Raw genomic sequence first — 21,611 nt, 5'->3', positions numbered from 1 at the left:
ACTATCATGAGGCCTCTGGCCATACAGATGACTATGGCCAGAGGCCTCATGATAAGGGTCAAGCGGCAGAGCCACGCGACTGCTTTATCCAAACAATTCACTGGACAGGTACCGGTCGCCTCGGTCGCAGACGATGAAGACAATGACACCCTCTTCCAGCTCCTGCGCCAACTGAAGGGCCGAGTGAGCCGCGCCGCCGCTGCTCATACCCGAAAAAATCCCTTCGGTACGGGCCAACTCACGCGCCCGTTGCGTGGCTTCAGCCTGCGATACTTCCATCACTCTATCCACCCGCGAAGGGTCAAAAATCTTGGGCAAATACTCAATTGGCCACTTCCGAATGCCCGGAATACTGGAGCCGTCGGTGGGTTGGCAGCCCACAATTTGCACGTTTGGATTTTGCTCTTTCAAATACATGGACGTGCCCATGATGGTACCCGTCGTTCCCATCGACGACACAAAATGCGTTATTTGTCCCTCGGTATCCCGCCAGATTTCGGGCCCAGTAGTGCGGTAGTGTGCCAGATAATTGTCAGGATTCGCAAATTGATTAAGCATAAGGTACCCACCTTCGGCTACTTTCTCGTCGGCATAATCGCGGGCTGATTCGATGGTTTCCGTCAATGTCACCGTAGCACCAAACGCTTCCATTGTCAACACACGCTCACGCGTTGAGTTTTTGGGCATAGACAATTCAATTTCAATGCCATACAAGCGTGCAATCATCGCCAATGCAATACCCGTATTGCCGCTCGTGGCCTCAATTAGCTTCATGCCAGGTTTGATTTCTCCACGCTCTACCGCTCCTTTAATCATGCTGTATGCGGCCCGGTCTTTCACACTGCCGCCGGGGTTATGCCCTTCCAGTTTACCGTATATTTTTACTTTTGGATTGGGATTCATGCGTGTCAGTTCCACCAGAGGCGTATTTCCGACAAAATCTAAGAGAGTTGGCATATATCAGATTGCGGGCGATTTGCCGCAGTTGCGATTTGAAAGTTACATTTGCGATTTAAAATTAAGCACAATAAAGCATTGATGAGTTCCTTTTATTGGGCAAAAATTTAAAATCCATTTTTCCGCACCGCAAAAGCCCTCTATCTTTGATTCTCGATTTATGACGGATTACTTACCGTCGATTATCAATTTAACGCATGAGTGTTCTTAAAAAATTAGCCGGCGAAACCGCACTTTATGGGGTAAGCAGCATACTGGGCAGGGTTATTTATTGGTTTTTGGTGCCGCTACATACCTACGTTTTTCTACGTCCGGGAGAGCTGTCGTCCAATACTGAATTGTACAGTTGGGTAGCACTGTTCAACGTGGTGTACACCTTTGGCATGGAAACGGCCTTTTTTCGTTTTGCCAACCGCTCCCCTGAGCACCGACAGGATTATTTTAACCAATCCCTCACGGCCATTGCGTTGGTGAGCATTGTTTTTTCGGGTGCTTTGATTGTGTTGGCTCCACAAATAAGTGAGGCCCTAGACTACCCTGGCGAGTCAAGCAACATTATTTATTTAGCGCTCATAGTAGCCATCGATGCCATTGTTGCAATTCCGTTTGCACGTTTACGTTTGGAGAAAAAGGCCAGACAATTCGTTAAAATTAAGATTATAAATATCATCATCAACGTCTTACTCAATGTCTTTTTTCTACTGATTTGTCGGGACATTGCGTTGGGGAAATACCTACCATCATTGCAGTCGTTGGGGGCGTTTTTGTACCGTCCTGAAATCGGACCAGGTTATATTTTTATCGCCAATTTGATTGCCAACGCTTGTTTTCTGTTTTTACTTCGCGATACATTTAAAGGTTTTAAAATCACTTGGAAAGGGCCACTTTTCAACGAAATGTGGGTCTATGCATATCCTATCCTGATTTTGGGCTTGGCAGGTACTGTCAATCAAATGGCCGACCGTTGGTTTTTACGTCATTTATTACCCGCAGGCTTTTATCCAAATCTAACGTCAGAAGATGCCCTCGGTATTTATGGCAGTTGTTACAAATTATCGGTTTTTATGTCCTTGGCCGTTCAATCCTTCAAATACGCCGCCGACCCGTTCTTTTTCTCGCAGGCCGAAGACAAAAATGCTCCCCATTTGCTGGCTTCGGTCATGAAATGGTTTGTCATCGTGTGTGTAGTACTGTGGGTAGGCGTCAGTCTGAACGTGGATATTATCGGACATTATATGTTGTCCAAAGCCTACCGCGTGGGCCTTTCTGTGGTTCCGATTTTGTTGTTGGCCAACCTGTTTTTGGGCGTTTATTACAATTTGGCCTTTTGGTTCAAGCTCACCGATAAGACTCAATTCGGTACGTTGATTACCACTGTAGGTGCAATTCTGACCGTAGTGCTCAATATTGTACTGATTCCGACCATGGGTTACATGGGTTGTGCCTGGGCTTTTTTGGCTTCGAGCGTGGTCATGTGTGCCATGTGTTATTGGCTGGGTGAAAAATATTATCCCGTACCCTACCAACTCGGCTCGGCATTGGGCTACATCGGTAGCGCGGCAGTATTGGTCTATCTTTCTTCGTGGATAACAATCTCCAACGTATGGGTATCATTTGCCTACCATCTAGCGTTATGTTTAGTATACTTTTTGGGAATTTTGGTCGTAGAGCGCGATTCCATACCTTTGAAGATTCGCCGAAAAATTAAGATTTTAGGATAATTTTTTAACCAGTACCCGACACTATGGATTTGTTTCACCGCCTTGCCGCAAAAACGTCTACGTATTTATTGCTTTTCTCCCTGTTTCTCCTTGCCGGAAGCTGTGATTCTAATTCGGTCTATAAAGACCACGAAGACATCGAAGACGGGAAATGGTACGTCAAAAACGAGCCTGCGTTTACCTTTGAAATCACCGATACGACACAAACTTACAACGTGTATTATCTGGTGCGCAACAGCATTGCGTACCCCTACTATAACCTCTATGTAAAGCGTTTTTTGCTCAACGACAAAAACAAAATCGTTAACGAAGCGTTGAATGAATTAATTTTGATGGACGAAAAAAGCGGTAAACCTTTGGGCGATGGATTGGGAGACTTATTTGACCATAAAGTACTGGCCCTCAAAAGCTATCGTTTTCCGCGCAAAGGAAAATATACGTTCAAAATCCGCCAATACATGCGTCAGGACCCGCTACCCGAAATTCTGAGCATGGGCATAAGCGTTGAAAAAGAAGTTATTAATCCGAAGTAATCAGAAGCAAAATCACGCCTTTGGTTGCTCGTTATTCGCTCCTCACTGCTGAGGACTTACACGTATGGAAAGTTTTCTCCCTTTTTTCCCTTTAAATCTGGTAGCATATCCTACCGAAAACCTCAATTTGCATATTTTTGAGCCCCGGTATCAGCAATTAATAAATGAGTGCATCGACGAACGAAAAACGTTTGGGATTCCCGCATTCATCAACAATAAGTTGCCTGGCTACGGCACCGAAATGAAGATTGTGAACGTCTCTAAACGCTACGACGACGGGCGAATGGACATCAAAACCAAAGGAATACGGGCATTTCGTGTGTTGACATTCCAAAATCCCGTTCCCGATAAACTGTATTCGGGCGGTAAAGTTACGTTTGTGGAAGAGACCGAATCATCGGAAGGGGTGATTTCCGAGCTTTTATTGCAACTCGACCGTCTGTATACCATTCTCCAAACACAGGTTGATTTTGACAGTGCCATCTCTCCTTTTTCGTATCAGGTAGCGCACAAAGTGGGGCTTTCGCAGGAGGAAGAATATCAGGTTTTAACGATTGATTCCGAAACTGAGCGCCAACGTTTTTTGCTGCGCCATCTCAATAAGGTCATCCCTGTCATGGCTGAAATGGAAAAAACCAAAGAGCGCATCAAGCTCAACGGTCACTTCAAAAATCTCGACCCGCTTAATTTTTAGCGGAGTTTCTCACTCAGAGTCGCAGAGGAGCAAAGACGTGTCAGGAAAAGCACTACTCCTTAGCGACTCTGCGTGAAAAAACATCAGTACGCAATTTTATCCTGCTTAACTCGCCAAGCCTCAAACACTTTCAGGGCTTCTTCGCGTAGGCAGCATTCTATCGGAAGTTGCCGCTCTGATTTGGGCGTATCCAATTCCCGATAAATAAACGCATCGTTGAAATGAGCGTTGGCGGCATCTTCTTTGGTGCAAGCGTAGTAAATTTTCTTGATGCCCGCCCAATAGATGGCCCCCAAACACATGGGGCACGGCTCACAAGAGGTATAAATAATACAATCGTCTAACTTAAAATCTCCTACTTTTTGACACGCCACCCGAATCGCCGTGACTTCGGCGTGAGCGGTCGGGTCGTTGGTAGACGTGACCTGATTACAGCCTTCGGCCACCAATTCTCCATTGCGGACAATCACCGCCCCGAAAGGCCCACCCTTACCGCTTTCCATTCCCGCGCGTGCCACTTCAATGGCCCGACGCATCCATTTATGATGTTCGTTCATTGTTTTTCTACCTCATTCTAAATAATTCTTCCAAATCGCGTTTACCGCTGATAACTTCGGCGGCCAATTCACCCAATGCGGGCCCATGTTTGAACCCGTGCCCCGAACCACCGCCCAAAAACCAGCAATTGTCGGCGTCGGGGTGCGTGTCCAAGATAAAATTGCCATCTGGCGAATTTTCGTAGGGACAAACGCGGCTCTCGACCAACGGCGCGTTTTCTAAAGCTGGAAAACGATGGGCCATGAATGACCGCGCTTTTGCCAATACACTTTCATTAAAAATTCGTTCTCCGGAAGTTGGGTCAAATGTTCCGCCCCGTTTATCCACCCCTATCTTGAATCCTCGATACGCATTGCCCGGAATACCATAATAAAAATCTTCCCCGTCTAGGTCAATCCACGCAGGCATAGAGTCAAAAAGGTGGGTATATCCCGCAGGAACGCCCAAGTAGTAGGCCTCCTGTTTGGTGCAAGTAATGATTTCACCTAAAATTTCGGGAAACAATTTGCCCAACCACGGTCCGCACGCAAAAAGGTAGGCATCGGCTTCCAACTCCGTTCCGTCAGAAAGGGCCAATGATTCGAGTCGCCCATTGGCCAACGGATTAGGTTTAGCAAATTTATTGAGGTACGTTCCTCCACCCCGTACAAAAACCTCATTGACCACCTGACAACTCTCGCGCGCTTTGAGATACCCGCCATAGGGGTCTAAAACCAAGTGATTCAGATCATTAGTATTAATATGAGGATAACGTTTTGCGGCTTCTTGGGGCGTAAAATATGCGTATTCCATCCCGTGTTTTTTCATAAAAGGCTGCGTTGCCTTAATCATTTCGGGCGCATCATCGTAGCAAAACCAAAGTACCCCCGAATTAAAAAACAACGACTTATTCCAACGTTGCTGCTGTTCACGCCAAAGCGAAATCGCACGCACGTTGAGGTTAAAGTAGGTTTCGTTGGCTCCGTAAGTAGAGCGAATAACCCGTGTTTCATCGCCCGAACTGGCGCGGGAGTTCCCTGGGCCCCAAGCATCAATCAACGTAACGCGAAAACCCGACCAAAGCAGCCAGAGGGCCGTCCAGCCGCCAAAAGCACCCGCTCCCACCACCGCAATGTGAGAGCCAGTATCCAACAATGGACCTCGACGCGAAGGCCTGATTTCCTGTACAGTTTTAGGTGCAAAAGTCGGTTGGGTCGACATAAGAGGCTAAAAAAGGGTTGAGAAATGCAAATGTATTAAAATTGATAGCCAAAAACCTAGCGGGCTGATTATCTTCGCGTCACCTATGAAAATTTTACTGATACATCAATATTTTTTGGAAGACAACGACGGCGGCGGGTCGCGTTGGAACGAAATGAGCCGCTTTTGGCAGTCGGAGGGGCATCAAGTAACCGTGCTGGCAGGCATGGTGCATTACATGGGGCATCGTCCTGCCAAATACCACCGAAAATACTTTCTTCCCGAAACCAATCAAGACGGGGTGCAGGTTATTCGTTGCCACGTATCCGAGTCCTACAACAAGAGTTTTTTCGGTCGTCTTTGGGCCTACTTCTCCTTTACTTTTTCGAGCATTTGGGGCGGTATCTGGTACGCCAAAGGCAACTATGATGTCATTGTTGTTACATCTCCTCCCCTCTTTGTGGGTATTACGGCCTACGTACTTTCGGTATTGAAACGCACCCCCTTTGTGTTTGAAATCCGCGACCTTTGGCCCGAATCGGCCATTGACACGGGCGTGCTTACGAGCGGTATTTTAATCAAATTTGCCTATTGGTTTGAGAAATTCGTCTACCGTAAAGCCAAATTAATCAACGTATTGACACCTGCTTTTCGGGAAAAATTACTAGCAAAAAAAGGAGTTCCTTCTTCCAAAATTATCTTCATCCCAAACGCCGCCGACTTTTCTCTTTCGGATGAATTATTGACTTCATTCGACGTTGCCCAATTCAGAAAAGAGCACGACTTGACAGGGAGGTTTGTCGTGACCTACGTCGGAGCACACGGCGTAGCCAATCATTTGGTACAGGTGTTGGATACGGCCGAGTTGCTCAAAGACACCAACGTTTTGTTCTTGCTCATTGGCGACGGTATGATGAAAAAAGACCTGATAGCCGAAGCCCAACGGCGACAACTTTCTAATGTCCGTTTTATCAATTCTGTACCCAAAAAAGAAGTATTTAATTACATTTTGGCCTCCGATGCGGGGGCGTCGGTGCTCAAAAAAGTGGATACCTTCAAAACCGTTTATTCCAACAAGACGTTTGATTATATGGCGTGTAAAAAGCCTATTTTGATGGCAATCGACGGGGTTTCGCGCCAATTGGTGGAAGAAGCACAGGCAGGTGTGTATGTCGAACCCGAAAATCACGTTGATTTTGCCCAGAAAATCCGTATGTATCTGGCAAATCCTGACTTGGTCGGTCAACACGGCCTAAACGGCTATCGCTACGCAAAAGAAAATTTTGACCGCGCCCTTTTGGCCAGCAAATATGTTGGGTATTTATCTCAGGTCTAATGCCTATATTTGCGCCCCAATTCTCTGAAAATCAAGAAACAAATGAGCACCGAAACCAATCCACGTTTAGACTTTTTTCGTTCACAGATAGGCAATAGTTTAATTCAAAGTCCTTCGCCGCTAGGGCGTTGGCTCAACGGCACACTAAAAGACGTCCAACACGGCACCATGACCGTTGAAGTAACCGTACGACAAGACATGACGAATCCCCTCGGCACGCTTCACGGCGGAGCCGCCGCCGCCATTATGGACGATCTCGTGGGCATGATGGTATTTGGACTGGGCCGCGAGTACGGCTACACTTCGGTCAACCTTAATTGTGATTTTTTGAACGCAGCCCGCATCGGCGATGTTCTAACTGCACACGCGCATGTGGTTCGTGCGGGCAAAAACGTGATTCATTGCGAAGCCAGAATCAGTAATTTAGAGGGCAAAATAGTAGCCAAATGCAGTACCAATATGATTCAAACGGGCGTTAAACTTCCGTTTTAGTCGGGAAAACCGACGCGTGGTTAGTGGTTAGATTTTATGGAAGTTATTGTTATCATACTATACTTGGTTCCTACGCTCATTTTATTTTCGTACAGCTGTGCGCAATTGAGTCTGGTATGGAATTATTGGAAAAAGAAGAGAATAGAAAACGGAAATCCAGCATCCAACATCACACCTTTGTCCTTCGAATTTCCGCTGGTTACCGTTCAGCTTCCCATCTACAATGAACTATACGTAGTAGAACGACTCATCGACGCTGTCTGTCTTTTTGAGTATCCCAAAAATCGTCTCGAAATTCAAGTGTTGGATGACTCCACCGACGAGACCGTCTCCATAATTGCCCAAAAAGTACGTCTCTATAAGGCACAAGGATTTGATATTCAACATATTCGACGCAGCAGCCGTGATGGATTCAAGGCAGGCGCGTTGGCTTACGGGCTTACCGCAGCCAAGGGCGAATTCATCGCCATTTTTGACGCCGACTTTATTCCCCATCCTGATTTCCTGACAACCACCATTCCGCATTTTGAGAACGCGCCCGTTGGAGTAGTCCAAACGCGCTGGGTGCACCTCAATGAATCGTATTCGCTCATCACTCAATTGCAGGCATTCGGGCTAGACGGGCATTTTATTGTGGAGCAAGGAGGACGCAATGCGGCTGGGCATTTCATCAATTTTAACGGAACGGCGGGCGTATGGCGCAAAAGCTGTATTGTGGATGCTGGCGGTTGGTCGGCCCAAACCCTCACCGAAGACCTTGATTTAAGTTACCGCGCCCAATTGCGTGGCTGGCAATTTGTCTACCTCGAAAACGTAGAAACACCTGCCGAACTTCCTGCCACCATGCCCGCCCTCAAATCTCAGCAATACCGCTGGATGAAAGGCGCGGCCGAATGCGCCCGCAAAAACCTCAAAAAAGTATTACAAAGCACTACCGTAAAGTTTTCGACGAAAGTTTACGCGGCGTTTCACCTGCTCAACAGCGGCGTTTTTTTGGCGGTCTTCGTCATGGCTCTGCTGAGTGTCCCCATTTTGGCGATTACGGCTTTTGAACCCAAATACGATTATCTGTTTGGTATTTTTAGAATATTTCAGCTGAGTTTCTTGATGCTCTTGGGCTTTTACGGCACCACGCATTACCGTCACAAGACCTTCGGGCAGTTTGTGTGGCAATTACCCTTTTTTCTAACCGTCATTATGGGGCTCTCACTGCACAATGCCATTGCCGCTCTGGAAGGCTACTTCGGCAAAAAAACCCCTTTTATTCGTACACCAAAGTGGGGGATTGTTCAACAAAAAGATGGCTGGCAACGAAAAAACTACCTTGTCAAAAGCCTTAACTGGCTCACAATTGCTGAACTTCTACTGGCGGTTTACTTCGCGGCAGCAGTAGGTCTTGGGTTTTATTGGCATTCTTACCAGATGGTCGTACTTCATGCTATGCTGGCCGTAGGGTTTGGCTTTGTCAGCTTTTATTCTGTCAAGCATTCAATCTCCTGAACTTCCTCAACTTTTACGTTTGTAAAAGTAGGTTTGGCTTCAATCAAGGGTCGGTTTGTGAGCAACGGCCGCCCGTCCTCTACACGGAATACTTTTGCTCGACTACTTAAAACTTTTGGGAAGCTATAACAACAAAAAACCCCGCTGCAGCGGGGTTAATGTCTTTTGCAAAAGATTGTCGGTTTAATTACAACGCTCCAACTTCTTTCAAAACAGCTTCGATACCTTTTTTATTGATCGTGCGAATTGCTGAAGTAGCCAATTTAATTTCTACCCACTCGTTCAAAGAAGGTACGAAAAACTTCTTTGTCTGCAAGTTTGGATAAAACTTACGCTTGGTTCTATTGTTAGCGTGCGATACGTTATTACCAACTCGTGTTCTTTTGCCCGTAATTTCACAAACTCTGGCCATGACGATTGATTTAATTTCAGAATGAGGCGCAAAGGTCGTAATTTTTCTGGCAACTGCCAAATCTTTGTCAAAAAAACGCTTTACGTAAAATGATAAAATGCCCTTATAAGGTAATAAACCTAGTTTACTCCGTTTTGCTTTTGTGAAACAGAGGTTTGCACGTATTGCCGACGTCTTTTCGAAACTGGCACTTTCTTGCCGTCAAGCAATTGAATAAACGTACCACCCTCGGTAATTTGATAACCCGCAAAATGATGAAAATTGACCAAATACGACTTGTGCGTACGTACAAAACTCGTCTTTTTGAGCATTTGTTCGTAGCTTTTAAGAGTTTTGGCCTGTACAAAAACTTTCCCAGTTTTGGTGACAATCCGGACGTAATTCACATCCGCTTGGATAAAAATTACATCTTCGGTACGAATAAAGAAAGAGCGTTTCAGATTTACTAACTCCAAATAATCAGGAGATACGGCAGGACTTAAAAGTGATGAGAGATTGTTCATGGCTGAGTGAGGCTGTTTTTATAAAATATGCGCTGCAAAATTGCGGTATATTCTCAAAACTTAGAAACCTAATCAGGATGAAATGTAAAATATGGCGTCTGAAACGTCATTACAAAAGCTAAGACCGCACTTTTATCCAATAAGCTTTCTAAAAGTACAAGTCCCATCTACTGATGCCATTTTGCACAAATGGTATATTTTGATTATTAATTAGTAATTTTCATATATACAAACAGGTCTGCCTCCACCCTCAGTTGGGTTGAAACAGACCTGTTTAAAAGGCATTTTTATTGACCTACTACCTACTCTGGGAACAAATCTCCCGTCCGAAATTTAGGGACGATTCCCAAGTGGCGGTAGGCTTTTTCGGTAGCTTCACGCCCCCTAGAAGTACGTTTAATGAATCCTTCCTGAATCAAAAACGGCTCATACACCTCTTCAATGGTTTCAGCTTCGTCGCCGCAAGCGGTGGCGATGGTCGAGAGCCCCACAGGGCCGCCTTTGAATTTCTCAATGATGGTGGTCAGGATACGAATGTCCATCTCATCTAGGCCATGCTGGTCTACATCGAGGGCTTTCAGGGCAATCTCTGCAATCTCGACCGTAATTCGTCCACTTCCTTTGACCTGCGCAAAATCGCGCGTGCGGCGCAGGAGGTTGTTGGCGATACGCGGGGTGCCACGACTACGACGGGCTATTTCGTAGGCTCCGTCGTCGTCGATAGGTGCCCCCAATATGCCCGAAGAGCGTTTTACAATGGATGTCAACAACTTAGCATCATAGTATTCCAATCGACAATTAATCCCGAAACGCGCCCGAAGCGGTGAGGTGAGCAAGCCCGCGCGGGTAGTGGCCCCAATCAACGTAAAAGGATTGAGGCTGATCTGAATACTGCGCGCATTGGGCCCCGAGTCGAGCATAATGTCAATCTTGTAATCCTCCATTGCCGAGTAGAGATATTCTTCTACAACGGGGTTAAGACGGTGGATTTCGTCGATAAACAATACATCGTTAGGCTGCAAGTTGGTGAGTAATCCCGCCAAATCGCTGGGCTTGTCCAACACTGGCCCAGAGGATGTTTTTAGGCTGGCGCCTAGCTCATTGGAAATAATGTTGGAAAGGGTGGTTTTTCCTAACCCTGGAGGGCCGTGCAACAGCACATGGTCGAGGGCTTCGCCGCGCTGCTTGGCGGCCAGTACAAAAACCCGAATGTTTTCCAGTATCTTATCCTGCCCCGCAAAATCGCTGAAAGAGAGCGGACGCAATGCCCGGTCTATCTCCTTTTCCATCGGGGAAAGCGGGTCGGTAGTTCCTGTTAAGTAATCTTGACGCATAATACGTATTCACGCAGAGTGGCTGAGGTACGGTTCGCCGTTGCGACGGTCCGCCATTGCGACAGTCCGACGGTCCGACGTTGTGGCAAAGACGGAAAACAAAACCCGTCACTTTGCGTGGTGTGATTTATAAACGATTAACAATTCTTTGAATTCCGTCTTTTATCAAAGGTACGTTAAAATTTATTAAGAGACCGAGTTTTAGGCCAGTCAATTTAAGGTAGGTTTGCAGCTGTTTTTGATGTATTTTGAAACAGGAGTTTATGACGATTTGAGAGATTTCGTTTTCGTGCATGAGCAAGGTTCTTGTTCATGCAAAAAAGCACATACGGATGAAAAACAAGAAAAATGTTTCTTAACGGTCTCTGCGCCTTCGCGGCTCTACCTGACACAATGGTTTATTATTCACGTAAAGTCGCAAAGGAGCAAAGAAAATAAACTCTGCGCCTTCGCGGCTCTGCGTGAAATAAATATTACCGCACAAGCAGCACCGCTCCGCGTTGGTTTTCACGCGGTCGATCAGGGAAGAATTTGGATTTGAAAGAAACCACATACGGATAACTCATCGGCGGATACACACTGCCCCGGTAGCTACCATCCCATTTTTGGTTGATGTCGTTGGTATAAAAAATCACCTCGCCCCACCGATTGAAAATCTTCAATTCAAAATCAGTCAAGTGGTCGCCAAACACGTTCAGTACATCATTGTTGCCGTCGCCGTTGGGTGTAAACACATCCGGGATATAAATACGCGGCTCGCAACGAACTACTACGCGAGCCGTATCAAAGAGTTCGCAACCTTCAGGATTACTGATGCGAACGCGGTAGTTTCCGACGAGACTAACCATAACACGCGGGGTACGTTCTTCGGAATGGAACCAAAAATAACTCAGATTGGAAGCCCCACCGCGCACGGCCAGCGTAGCCATTGCACCATCGTCAAGATCACACAGTGGTACCTCTTTGGTCAAGTCATAAGTAGGGCGCGGGGCCAATGAATACGTAAAATCGTCGTTGTCGGTACAACCCGTTACGGTATTTGTTACTGTTAATGTATACGTTCCTCCCCGCGTCACGCTGATACGCTCGGTGGTTTCGCCCGTACTCCATCGGTACTGGTTGCCAGGAATAAGCGGCAATGAGGGTATCAACAACGCCGTGTCACCAATACACTTTTTACGGTCGGGCCCCAAGCTTAAAAACTTTTCTGGTGTCATGCCAACCGTAATGTCCCGCAAAGTAGTATCACACCCCCCTACGTCCGTTACTTTCACGTTGTATTTACCCGGCAATAAATTGGCAAGCAAGGCGGCATTGGTTCCTAGCCCCGCCCCCGTGGCATTGGTCCAGACGTAGGTTTGGGGAGTTCCCGCCAAGGTATTGAGATTAATAGCTCCCGAAGAAGGCAACGTGCAGCGCGCGTTGACGATGGTCGGTTGCAGTCGCAATGTTCTGACCGCTCTCAGGCCAAATGAAGAATCGGTGGCGCATACGGCGGGATTACCGCGCAGCATCACTCGGTACGTTCCTTCACCTACATTTGAGAGTGTGTTTCCCGTGGCGGTCAGCGGCGTATTGTTGGCTCCAAACCACTCAAAAGTATAACTGCCGCTCGGCGGTGAAATATTTCCGATGACTATCTGCCCATCAGTGGTGGTACAACCCGTTGGCGGCGTTAATACCGCCGCTATCCGCGCTTTGGGCAGCGCCCGCACCGCAATGGTATCTTCGTTGACGCATACATCAGAACTCCCAGGATTAATCACAACCCTTACAGAATAAGTACCGGGTTGAGTTACGGTAATCAATTGTGATGTCTCGCCCGTACTCCACTGAAATTGGCTCCAGTTGGTAGGGGTTGGTTTTGCGTTCAGTATTACGTTGCCTCCCCCCACACAAAGGCTGGTATCAGGCCCTAAGCTATATGGAGGAGGGTTTTTCATTCTTACCTGAGTAGCGCCCTCTGAAAAACATTGAGCCTCAATGCCGTTTGCGGCAAATACCCTGTACGAACCCGACCCACCATTGGGCTGCAATGTAATGGTTTTCGTTCGGGCAAGGGGCACTCCGTTGCGGAGCCAGAGGTACTCTTCAGCCTGCACCCCTGCATCCAGCACCAGTCGGTTGACACAGGTATCAATCGGTGATTTTAGATTGATAGGGTCTGGTGTGGCAATAATTGTGATGCGCTGGGTGATGGTAGTATCCTTACATCTGTTTACCAATCGTAAACTGACTGAATACGTACCGGGCATTTTGTAGGTATGCTGTACCTGTTGATTTTGCCCCGTTACGGGAGCAGACCCATCGCCAAAATTCCACGTATAACTGTCTTTGATAGGGTCGCAGAGCGGAGATGCCTGAAAGTTGGTGGCTTGGTTGGAGCAGGTGTCCGAATAGGTAAATCCCGGCCCAGAGGATTCGTTGGTAAAGTTTTGAACAAAGTTGGGCAGTCCTAACTGACTTGTACTTCCACCCAAAAATATACCGTCTTTTACAAATCTTACTTCATCCTGCGAGTCTTCGTCGGGTTCGTTGATAACCCCTAAATATTGGCTGTCTTTGATGGCCAGATAGATTCTACCGTCCGACCCTACCTGAAGCGCTCCGTACACTTGCGTGGCCGAACTGTCAATCAATATTTTGGAATCGGCAATCCGTGCCGAATCGCCTAAGCTGATGTCATACTGCCATAATCGAGAAAGGGTGGTATCACCTGCGGCATCGCCTTTCTGCAACGAAACGTACATTTTCGTGCCATCGGGAGAAAACTCTACCCCGTAGGCCTTGGGCGGGGCAGGCCCCAGATCAATCGTTTGCGGCCCAGACAGCCGCCCCGATGAATCGCTAAAATTGTAAATTTCGACAAGGTTGCGGGGAGGTCCTGGCACCACCACCGCCAATCGGCGCATTCCAGTACTGTCGGCGGGAGAAAATTTCATGTAGCCTTCTCCTTTGGAGACCGTATCCTGGACGGCCCCTAAGGCATACTGGAACGGACCTTCCAAACCTGCTTTCGTGGCGTGATATACCCGAAAAACATTACTATTATAATCGTGCGACACAATCCAGTACGTAGAGTCGCGGTCGTTTCTGACCGAAGCAATCCGCTCGGTGGTATTATCATTCAAAAGGTTATTGGTTTCTACCACTTCGCCTTTGCCGCCATTGCGGCGCATATCTACCAAACTATAACTAAACTTTTTCTGTCCGTTGATTTCGGAGGTGGTGAAAACGTAATACAAGTATTCACAGCCTCGGCAGGTGGGTTTGGGGACAATCAGGGCCGATTGGGTCGAATTAGGGCTTCCCGCCAGCGCCGCCGTGTCTTTGGAAGGCATCACGGCCCCGTTTTTATCAAATATTTTGACTCCATCCGTGTAAAAAAGTAATTGTCCTTTGGAGTTGGAAATGGACGAAGTCCCTTCAGGAGTTTTGATTTGACCATCGGTGAGCGGTTGGGGACTTCCGCCCGAAAAATCAAGGCCCGCGTTGTTTCCGAAATACCATTTGGCCCCTTCCTGATTGGATTGCTCCAAACAGACTTTTACCGTAATTTTATCCTCATAAGTACATCCGTCGGCATTGGTTACTTCCACAGAGTAGCAGCCAGAACTATCGACGCGCAGCGTTTGGGTGGTATCGCCTTTCGGAAACCACATGTATTTAACCCCATTCGGGGCGTTGTTAGGATACGGATTTAGGATGAGTTTCCCCAAATCCTCCTTACAAATCATGGTATCACGACGCCAATTGGGGAAAACGGGCGGCGGCACCCCCACGTTAACGGTTCGGGTAACCGTTTCGGGTACGCCCGCTACTGTCCGGGTCAGCGTAATGAGCTTCATGCCCGGCGTCTGAAAAAGGTGCTTGATGCTATTTTTGGTGGAAGTAATAATACCGCTTCCATCCCCAAAATCCCAGCTCCATGCCGTTGACGTGGCCAATGTATCCGTAAAAACCGTTGAATCAGCCAAGCATTCCTGATCAGGAATGCATAATTTACCTGAAACCTTAAAAGGCTCTAGCTGTGCGTACGCAGTGCCGATAGACAGCACCAACAGCATCCATCCTCCAAGGAATGAAAGAAATATGTGCAGCTTTTTTCTCATGGGTTCCATTTGACTCCTCCTACCTCAAATCTCGTGCCTAATCTTAACCTTTTGTCGATAAAGATGTTTACGCAGTTTTTCGTAAAAACGTTGTAATCAATTCAATACTATCTAAAAAAAACAGGTCAGACCATTGAGTTCTACCTAAAAACGACAAAACCTTACCGAAAATTTTATGGAAATCTACGGTAAGGTAATAAATTATGTCGAAAAGGAAATCAGCTACCTAAAGGCTCTTCAAATAAGCCATGCTTTGAGGCACTTGCTGCATGGCACCTAGGTTTTCGTCTTCGATGTAAAAATACTTAATAGACGATTTTTTGGCCGCTTTTAGAATCTCTGGGTAATTGATTTGGCCCGTACCGAGCACCACACAGTTTTCGTTGGGTGTGCTACCAGAGGTACTTTTGGGTACCCCGATTTTCAGGTCTTTCAGGTGAATCAATTTAAACCGTTTAGGATATTTTTTGAGCATCTCGGCAGGATTCTGACCGGGCAGGTGCATCCATACCACATCCATTTCAAAAAAGACGGCATCAGGATTGGTATTCTGAACGATGTAGTCAAAATACGTTCCTTGTCCGTAAGGCTCAAACTCAAACCCGTGGTTGTGGTAGCAGAAAGTCAGCCCATTCTCTTTAAGTTTTTGTCCAAAACGGTTGAAATCTTCTACCGTTTTTTTGGCCAATGCTTCATCCATCGGCCCTTTGTGCGGCACTGAACCAATCCGCACAAATTCAGCACCTAGCGTTTTGGCATTCTGCACCACGGTTTCTGACTTATCTGTCAAGTCGGCAAAGCTGACGCCGAGGCTACTGCATCGCATTCCTCGTTCATCCAATAAAGCCCGAAGTTCGGCCGCCGTTTTACCAAACAAATTAGAAAATTCAATGTTAGTAATACCCATGGCCTTCACCTTATCCAAGGTGCCGGGCACGTCTTTACTGAATTCATTTCGAAACGTGTACGAAACCGCCCCCGGGGTATCTTTCAGTAATTTACCGAAACGCTGCGCGTACGCCGTTGACAAAAAACTCGTCAGGATACACAAATAAATCAAATGCTTTTTCATAAAAATCAGGTTAATTGTTACAAATAAAGAGGTTAGACAAACGTCTATCTACTCCTCCACGTAGTTCATATCTTTGGTAAAAGTTTCTTCTAACGACTGAAGGCAAATCAACGAAATAACCACCACCACCGTTCCAATCAATAGCGCCCCATTTATTACCCCCAAAGAAGGTTTGAGGTATACAAAAGACGCCGCCAGCGGAATGGTCGCGCCACGCACGAAGTTGGGCACAGAAGTAGCCACCGTAGCCCGAAGATTGGTTCCGAAAAGTTCGGCGGCCAGAATAATAAACAACGTCCAATAGCCATTACAAAACCCCAAACAGGCGCAAAGGATGTAAAATTGGGTCGTGTTTTGGATGGGGGCCATCAGGTAAATAATCATGAACGAGAATGACATCAACAGAAAAATGCGAATGGCTTTTTTCCGACTTTGTAGGCGCTGACTTAAAAAGCCGCTCACAATATCGCCGAATGTTTGCCCCGTGAAAGCCAGCATAACGGCTTTGCCCGCAATGATGGGGTCTGCTAAGCCGTGACTTATACCGAATTCGGGCGAAAAAGTAATCAAAATGCCTACCACAAACCACAACGGCACCCCGACGACAATTGCCAACAAATATTTCTTCAAGCGTTGCGGAGTAAAGAGCATTCCGATATTACCGCGCTTCACATCTTTATTTCGGAGATTAACAAATAGGCCCGATTCAAATACGTTGACCCGCAACACCAACAATAAAAGCCCTAGCCCACCCCCTACGTAGTATGACATGCGCCATTCGAACAAATCAGCGACAAAATAGGCCAGTACACCACCTAAAACACCCATCGTTGCTACCAGTACCGAACCATACCCGCGCAAATGCTTAGGCAGAACCTCGGCCACCAGCGTGATTCCTGCGCCTAATTCTCCCGCTAAACCCACGCCCGCAATGAATCGCAAAACCGCATATTGAGGCACGCTGGTGATGAGTCCGTTGGCGATATTGGCTAAAGAATAGAGTAAAATAGAACCAAAAAGCACGGAAAGTCGGCCTTTTTTATCCCCCAAAATCCCCCATAGCACGCCTCCAATCAACAATCCAGCCAACTGCATATTGAGTAAAAAAACGCCTTCTGGCAAGAGTTGGTCACCCGTTACGCCAATGGCTTTGAGGCTGGGCACGCGCACCACACTAAACAAAAACAAATCGTACATATCTACCAAATAGCCCAAGGCGGCTACCAAAACGGGCACTTGAAGAAGAAGTTTAAAATCGGAAGATTTGGTCATAAAAATTATTTTTAAGCGCAAAAAATTAAACCACAGAGGAACTGAGGAACACAGAGTAAAAAAAAGTCTCTCTGTGGTTCTCCATTCCTCTGTGGTTGAGAAGATTTATACTTTATCAGGTACAACAAACGGTGCGCGGTATTTGCGGGTGAGCATGGCATTGGCTTGTTTGTCACCGACGAACGTTTCTTTTTCGGGGTCAAACTTGAGCGTGCGCCCCAGTCGATACGAGATATTGCCCAAATGCGCCAACGAAGCCGCCATGTGTGCCGTTTCTACGGGGCCGTTCAAGAGTTTTTTATCCTGCGCGCGCACCGCATCCACAAAGTTTTTATAATGGTCGCCGCCCTCTTTTCGGGCTGGGCCAGGAGTCCGTTCCCTGCCAAGATAGGTCTTGTAATCGTTGTAGCCATTGATAACCATGTAGCCTTTGTCGCCGTAGAAAAGGTTTCCTACTTCCACGCCGTCTTCCTTATTAGTCATCCAAGGGCGCACTTCCACCTCGATTATTTTTTTCTGTTTAGGATAAATATAACTCGACGTGAGCGTCTCAGGAGTTTCTTTGCAGTCGTTCCAAAGGAATTTACCGCCCGTAGAAGTAATCTCCTCGGGCAACCCTACGTTGAGCCCCCACATAGCGAGGTCGGTTTCGTGGATACCTTGGTTGCCGATGTCGCCGTTGCCATATTCCCAAAACCAGTGCCAGTTGTAATGTACGTAGTTTTTAGAGAACTCACGGGCTTGCGCTGGTCCCTGCCATAAGTCCCAGTTCAGGCCCGCAGGTACTGCCGATGGTCCCTGATTGCCAATATCGGGCCGCCATTTGAATATCAAGGCGCGGGCCATGTAAACGTTTCCAATGAGGCCGTCGCGCAGGTGTTTAATGGCCTCCTGAATGGCCACCGAGCTGCGCAACTGCACGCCGTGCTGTACAATACGGTTGTATTTAGTAGCGGCTTCGACCAGTTTGCGACCTTCATAAATATTATGACAAGCGGGTTTTTCTACGTAGACATCCTTTCCCGCCTGACACGCCCAAATAGCCGCCAACGCGTGCCAATGGTTGGGTGTGGCAATACTCACAGCATCAATGTCTTTATCTTCGTAGACTTTCCGCAAATCTTGTTCCGTCTTTACTTTCTTTTTGTAGTTCTTCTCAAAGTCGGCCGCGCGCTCCTGAAGCACAACGTTATCAACATCGCATAGGGTAGCTACTTCTACATTTGCCAGTTTTGAGAACCCAGAAATATGGTCTTTACCGCGACCGTTTACACCAATTACCGCCACGCGCACGCGGTCATTGGCCCCAAAAGCATGGGCAGGAATAATGGTCGGAATCCCTACCGCCGCCGTACCTAAGGCTGCCGTTTTTAGAAATTTCCGTCGTGAAAAGGGGATATGTTTCATTTGTTAAGGGTTTGAATTACTTCTAACCCTAGTAAGAACTCTAAGAAGCGTACATACTTGTTTTGAAGGCCAAAAATCAGTTTTGACGACCAATTTCCCCTGCTTTTATTACAACCAGCCAAATCGCTCAGTCAAACGGTCTTTCTGCCCTATCGGATAGTACAAACAAACTGCCGAGGTTACAACCGCGCCAGCGTCAGTCCGCCGTCTACCATAAACACCTGCCCCGTCGAATATGGGAACGCGCCTTCAGCAATGACGGCTACGGCTTTTCCGATGTCGTCGGGAAAGCCCCAACGCGGTTGCACGGTGAGGCCATCGGCAATGAGCTTATCATATTTATCGGTAACGCCTGCGGTCATATCGGTTTTGATAACGCCCGGGCGGACTTCGTAGACAGGGATTCCAAATTCGCCCAAACGCGCCGCAAACAACTGCGTGGTCATGCTTAAACCTGCTTTGGCCACGCAGTACTCACCGCGATTGACGGAGGCAACGGTTGCCGAAATGGAGGAGATGGTGATGATACAGCCTTCAAAATCATCGTTTTTAGCTTTTTGCTGAATCATCCAGTTGGCCATGGCTTGGGTCAGAAAATAGGTTCCTTTCAAATTGGTATTGACCACATAATCAAAGCTTTCTTCGGTGGCTTCCAAAATATCGGCGCGGACTTTTGGAGCTACGCCGGCATTGTTGACCAGTACATTCAGACCTCCAAAGTGAGATTTGATTTTCTCTAACATCGCAGTTCTTGCTTCATGCGACGCAATATCTCCTTGGCAGTAGATCACCTCTGCGCCTAAACTGCGTAAATGTGCCAATGCCTCTTCAACAGAGGTTTCGTCACGAACGCCATTGATCGCCAAATTAAAGCTTTTTTTGGCCAAGTGCTCGGCAATTCCCAGGCCAATTCCTCGGCTACCGCCCGTTACAAATGCTACTTTTTTCATAAAGTTTAAAATGAACGTCGGCAGGGGTTTCACCCCTGCCGACGTTAGTAAATAGCTACAAACTCTCTTTGATCGCCTTCAACTCCTCGGCCTCGGGGCGTTTTTTATAGAACGGATCCAAAGGATAACAGCCAGAAATGATGCCGTTTCTTGGCGCAGTGGTACAATCTGAAAACGTACGGCAAATGAGGTTACGCGTCATGGGACGGCCATTGGCCATGTCGTCGGGCATGGTGGGGTACGACAACACCATACGCCCAAAGCCTACGCTGTCGGCCATGCCGTTGCGCAGTACGTATTGGGCCACGTTGGGTAGCCATTCTTGCAAATACGAGTAGCCCGAACCAATAATAACCAACTCAGGAAAAGCCTTTTTAAGCTGGGCCGTTACATCAATTTGTCTTTTTACGCCTGCAAACGGCTCTTCTGGTGGCTGGTAGCCGTCAGAGGGTGGGAAGAGCGCAGGGCGCATCAAATGCGGATTGTAATAAGGACTCCCGCCTGTAATACAAATCATCTGAATTCCAAGACTTTGCGCCAACTCCAAAAAGGCTTTAGGCTCTTCTAAATCAATGCCTAACCCATCTTCCCGGCCGCCGAAGGCGTAGGGATAAGTTTCGGCTTTTTCGGGCTCGCCCTGTTCGTTTGGGCCTTTTTTAAACGGTAAAAAGTCAAATGCACTCACCCGAATACCCATTTCCAAGCCCGGCGCCGCTTGTTGAATGCCCGCTACAATATTGCGCAGGTAGCGTGTACGGTTTTCAAAACTACCGCCGTATTTGCCAGGTCGATCTACCGCACTCAAAAATTCATGACCCAAATAGCCGTGGCAATGCTTGATGTCTACAAAATCAAAGCCTGCTTTCTGCGCCAACACGGCCGCTTTGACGTATTTTTCGATAATTTCATCAATTTCTTCGTCGGTCAGGACGGGATAATCAGCATCCATGCCAAACTTTTGGTTGAGAAAAGGATGCGAATAAAGAATCTTCGATTCAAATTTTTTGTGACTGTTGGGCTTGCAAAACCGCCCCGAATGGGTCAATTGCAGGCCAATGACCAAATCGTCAGCAGTGCCGAATTTCTCTGTATGTTTATCCAAGATCAATTGGCGTAGGTTGACATATTCCTCAAAATTGTCTTCACTCATCACCAGCTGATTGGGGTTGGCTTTGCCTTCGTGGCAAACGGCCACCGCTTCGCAGCCAAACAGCAATTTGGCGCCGCTGACGGCAAACTTTACCCAACGATTTTTGGTAAATTCGGTAGGTTTTCCGTCCAAGGTTCCATCCCAACCTTCCATCGGTAAAATACAAAGGCTATTTCCGATGGTTTTGCCTGATTTTAACGAAATGGCGGTATTGAATGGGCTTTCCGTGGGCGGCAGTAAGGTTTCGTCAAAAGACAAATCAACTTCAGCCGTTTCCAAGTACTTTTTTAAGTCAGACACCGTTTTGAGTTGCGCTACTCGGGTATATTTTGGTTTGAATTTGGTAGACATGGAGGTTTCGTTAGCCGTTAATTATTATCTGTTATTCGGTTTTGAAAAACGTAGGTTTCCTTTCTTTTACAAGCCAGA

The 21,611-nt window shown here is 47.1% G+C and carries 19 protein-coding genes; 6 read left to right on the top strand and 13 right to left on the bottom strand.

All coding sequences use genetic code 11. The features are described 5' to 3' along the window. Positions 1-84: 84 nt before the first annotated feature. Positions 85-957: a cysteine synthase CysM gene (gene cysM / locus GVN20_RS19215; RefSeq protein WP_166559902.1), complete on the bottom strand. Its 873-nt coding sequence runs from the start codon at positions 955-957 to the stop codon at positions 85-87. A 197-nt stretch (positions 958-1,154) separates the two neighbouring features. Between cysM and GVN20_RS19210 the strand changes: the two genes are divergently transcribed. The 3 genes from GVN20_RS19210 (at position 1,155) to GVN20_RS19200 (ending at position 3,905) form a co-directional block, all read left to right on the top strand. Beyond that, positions 1,155-2,678: a polysaccharide biosynthesis C-terminal domain-containing protein gene (locus GVN20_RS19210; protein WP_166559901.1), complete on the top strand. Its 1,524-nt coding sequence runs from the start codon at positions 1,155-1,157 to the stop codon at positions 2,676-2,678. 23 nt (positions 2,679-2,701) lie between these two features. Next, positions 2,702-3,211 (top strand): gliding motility lipoprotein GldH, encoded by a 510-nt coding sequence (locus GVN20_RS19205; RefSeq protein WP_166559900.1) that lies wholly within the window; start codon positions 2,702-2,704, stop codon positions 3,209-3,211. Between the two features lie 64 nt (positions 3,212-3,275). Continuing rightward, positions 3,276-3,905 carry an LON peptidase substrate-binding domain-containing protein gene (locus GVN20_RS19200; protein ID WP_166559899.1) on the top strand — a complete coding sequence of 210 codons (630 nt, stop codon included), beginning with the start codon at positions 3,276-3,278 and terminating at the stop codon, positions 3,903-3,905. A gap of 83 nt (positions 3,906-3,988) precedes the next feature. On the opposite strand, the gene GVN20_RS19195 is transcribed toward GVN20_RS19200, so the two are convergent. After that, entirely contained in the window at positions 3,989-4,462 is a 474-nt protein-coding gene (locus tag GVN20_RS19195; protein WP_166559898.1) for a nucleoside deaminase, read from the bottom strand. 7 nt (positions 4,463-4,469) lie between these two features. Beyond that, entirely contained in the window at positions 4,470-5,663 is a 1,194-nt protein-coding gene (locus tag GVN20_RS19190) for an FAD-binding oxidoreductase (RefSeq protein ID WP_166559897.1), read from the bottom strand. A gap of 85 nt (positions 5,664-5,748) precedes the next feature. Here GVN20_RS19190 and GVN20_RS19185 point away from each other — a divergent pair, with 85 nt between their 5' ends. From GVN20_RS19185 to GVN20_RS19175, 3 genes are read left to right on the top strand one after another with little or no spacing between them, the layout of a single operon-like run. Beyond that, positions 5,749-6,978, top strand: coding sequence for a glycosyltransferase family 4 protein (locus tag GVN20_RS19185; protein WP_166559896.1), 1,230 nt, complete (start codon positions 5,749-5,751; stop codon positions 6,976-6,978). Between the two features lie 42 nt (positions 6,979-7,020). Further along, positions 7,021-7,470, top strand: coding sequence for a PaaI family thioesterase (locus GVN20_RS19180; protein WP_166559895.1), 450 nt, complete (start codon positions 7,021-7,023; stop codon positions 7,468-7,470). A 36-nt stretch (positions 7,471-7,506) separates the two neighbouring features. Further along, positions 7,507-8,970 (top strand): cellulose synthase family protein, encoded by a 1,464-nt coding sequence (locus GVN20_RS19175; protein WP_166559894.1) that lies wholly within the window; start codon positions 7,507-7,509, stop codon positions 8,968-8,970. Between the two features lie 187 nt (positions 8,971-9,157). Here the strand turns inward: GVN20_RS19175 and rpmB are convergent, their stop codons facing one another. The 10 genes from rpmB to GVN20_RS19125 form a co-directional block, all read right to left on the bottom strand. Then, positions 9,158-9,382 (bottom strand): 50S ribosomal protein L28, encoded by a 225-nt coding sequence (gene rpmB / locus GVN20_RS19170; protein ID WP_013926610.1) that lies wholly within the window; start codon positions 9,380-9,382, stop codon positions 9,158-9,160. Between the two features lie 119 nt (positions 9,383-9,501). Then, positions 9,502-9,885 (bottom strand): LytTR family DNA-binding domain-containing protein, encoded by a 384-nt coding sequence (locus GVN20_RS19165; RefSeq protein ID WP_166559893.1) that lies wholly within the window; start codon positions 9,883-9,885, stop codon positions 9,502-9,504. A 302-nt stretch (positions 9,886-10,187) separates the two neighbouring features. Then, entirely contained in the window at positions 10,188-11,219 is a 1,032-nt protein-coding gene (gene ruvB, locus GVN20_RS19160) for a Holliday junction branch migration DNA helicase RuvB (protein WP_166559892.1), read from the bottom strand. Positions 11,220-11,346: 127 nt separating this feature from the next. Next, on the bottom strand, positions 11,347-11,514 hold the full coding sequence (locus tag GVN20_RS19155) for a GxxExxY protein (protein WP_166559891.1): 168 nt from the start codon (positions 11,512-11,514) through the stop codon (positions 11,347-11,349). Between the two features lie 178 nt (positions 11,515-11,692). Then, complete coding sequence (locus GVN20_RS19150) at positions 11,693-15,331, bottom strand: PKD domain-containing protein (RefSeq protein ID WP_166559890.1); 3,639 nt, start codon at positions 15,329-15,331, stop codon at positions 11,693-11,695. A 226-nt stretch (positions 15,332-15,557) separates the two neighbouring features. After that, entirely contained in the window at positions 15,558-16,403 is an 846-nt protein-coding gene (locus tag GVN20_RS19145) for a sugar phosphate isomerase/epimerase (RefSeq protein WP_166559889.1), read from the bottom strand. Positions 16,404-16,451: 48 nt separating this feature from the next. Beyond that, on the bottom strand, positions 16,452-17,675 hold the full coding sequence (locus GVN20_RS19140; protein ID WP_114067440.1) for an MFS transporter: 1,224 nt from the start codon (positions 17,673-17,675) through the stop codon (positions 16,452-16,454). Positions 17,676-17,780: 105 nt separating this feature from the next. Then, the gene (locus tag GVN20_RS19135) at positions 17,781-19,082 is read right to left on the bottom strand and encodes a Gfo/Idh/MocA family oxidoreductase (protein WP_166559888.1); all 1,302 of its coding nucleotides are present in this window, start codon (positions 19,080-19,082) and stop codon (positions 17,781-17,783) included. Between the two features lie 179 nt (positions 19,083-19,261). After that, the gene (locus GVN20_RS19130; RefSeq protein WP_166559887.1) at positions 19,262-20,032 is read right to left on the bottom strand and encodes a 3-ketoacyl-ACP reductase; all 771 of its coding nucleotides are present in this window, start codon (positions 20,030-20,032) and stop codon (positions 19,262-19,264) included. Between the two features lie 55 nt (positions 20,033-20,087). Beyond that, on the bottom strand, positions 20,088-21,533 hold the full coding sequence (locus tag GVN20_RS19125; protein WP_166559886.1) for an NADH:flavin oxidoreductase: 1,446 nt from the start codon (positions 21,531-21,533) through the stop codon (positions 20,088-20,090). Positions 21,534-21,611: the final 78 nt, after the last annotated feature.

This window comes from Runella sp. CRIBMP (assembly GCF_009905605.1).
Lineage (GTDB): Bacteria > Bacteroidota > Bacteroidia > Cytophagales > Spirosomataceae > Runella.
Note: the sequence above shows the minus strand (reverse complement) of the source record. Positions and strands in the feature narration are given on the sequence as shown.

Coding starts and splice junctions, on each gene's coding strand:
- GVN20_RS19135 (WP_166559888.1), bottom strand. CDS start 19,082: ATGAAACATATCCCCTTTTCACGACGGAAATTTCTAAAAACGGCAGCC.
- GVN20_RS19175 (WP_166559894.1), top strand. CDS start 7,507: ATGGAAGTTATTGTTATCATACTATACTTGGTTCCTACGCTCATTTTA.
- GVN20_RS19145 (WP_166559889.1), bottom strand. CDS start 16,403: ATGAAAAAGCATTTGATTTATTTGTGTATCCTGACGAGTTTTTTGTCA.
- cysM (WP_166559902.1), bottom strand. CDS start 957: ATGCCAACTCTCTTAGATTTTGTCGGAAATACGCCTCTGGTGGAACTG.
- GVN20_RS19210 (WP_166559901.1), top strand. CDS start 1,155: ATGAGTGTTCTTAAAAAATTAGCCGGCGAAACCGCACTTTATGGGGTA.
- GVN20_RS19185 (WP_166559896.1), top strand. CDS start 5,749: ATGAAAATTTTACTGATACATCAATATTTTTTGGAAGACAACGACGGC.
- GVN20_RS19155 (WP_166559891.1), bottom strand. CDS start 11,514: ATGCACGAAAACGAAATCTCTCAAATCGTCATAAACTCCTGTTTCAAA.
- GVN20_RS19205 (WP_166559900.1), top strand. CDS start 2,702: ATGGATTTGTTTCACCGCCTTGCCGCAAAAACGTCTACGTATTTATTG.
- GVN20_RS19195 (WP_166559898.1), bottom strand. CDS start 4,462: ATGAACGAACATCATAAATGGATGCGTCGGGCCATTGAAGTGGCACGC.
- GVN20_RS19150 (WP_166559890.1), bottom strand. CDS start 15,331: ATGAGAAAAAAGCTGCACATATTTCTTTCATTCCTTGGAGGATGGATG.
- GVN20_RS19200 (WP_166559899.1), top strand. CDS start 3,276: ATGGAAAGTTTTCTCCCTTTTTTCCCTTTAAATCTGGTAGCATATCCT.
- GVN20_RS19130 (WP_166559887.1), bottom strand. CDS start 20,032: ATGAAAAAAGTAGCATTTGTAACGGGCGGTAGCCGAGGAATTGGCCTG.
- GVN20_RS19125 (WP_166559886.1), bottom strand. CDS start 21,533: ATGTCTACCAAATTCAAACCAAAATATACCCGAGTAGCGCAACTCAAA.
- ruvB (WP_166559892.1), bottom strand. CDS start 11,219: ATGCGTCAAGATTACTTAACAGGAACTACCGACCCGCTTTCCCCGATG.
- rpmB (WP_013926610.1), bottom strand. CDS start 9,382: ATGGCCAGAGTTTGTGAAATTACGGGCAAAAGAACACGAGTTGGTAAT.
- GVN20_RS19190 (WP_166559897.1), bottom strand. CDS start 5,663: ATGTCGACCCAACCGACTTTTGCACCTAAAACTGTACAGGAAATCAGG.
- GVN20_RS19165 (WP_166559893.1), bottom strand. CDS start 9,885: ATGAACAATCTCTCATCACTTTTAAGTCCTGCCGTATCTCCTGATTAT.
- GVN20_RS19140 (WP_114067440.1), bottom strand. CDS start 17,675: ATGACCAAATCTTCCGATTTTAAACTTCTTCTTCAAGTGCCCGTTTTG.
- GVN20_RS19180 (WP_166559895.1), top strand. CDS start 7,021: ATGAGCACCGAAACCAATCCACGTTTAGACTTTTTTCGTTCACAGATA.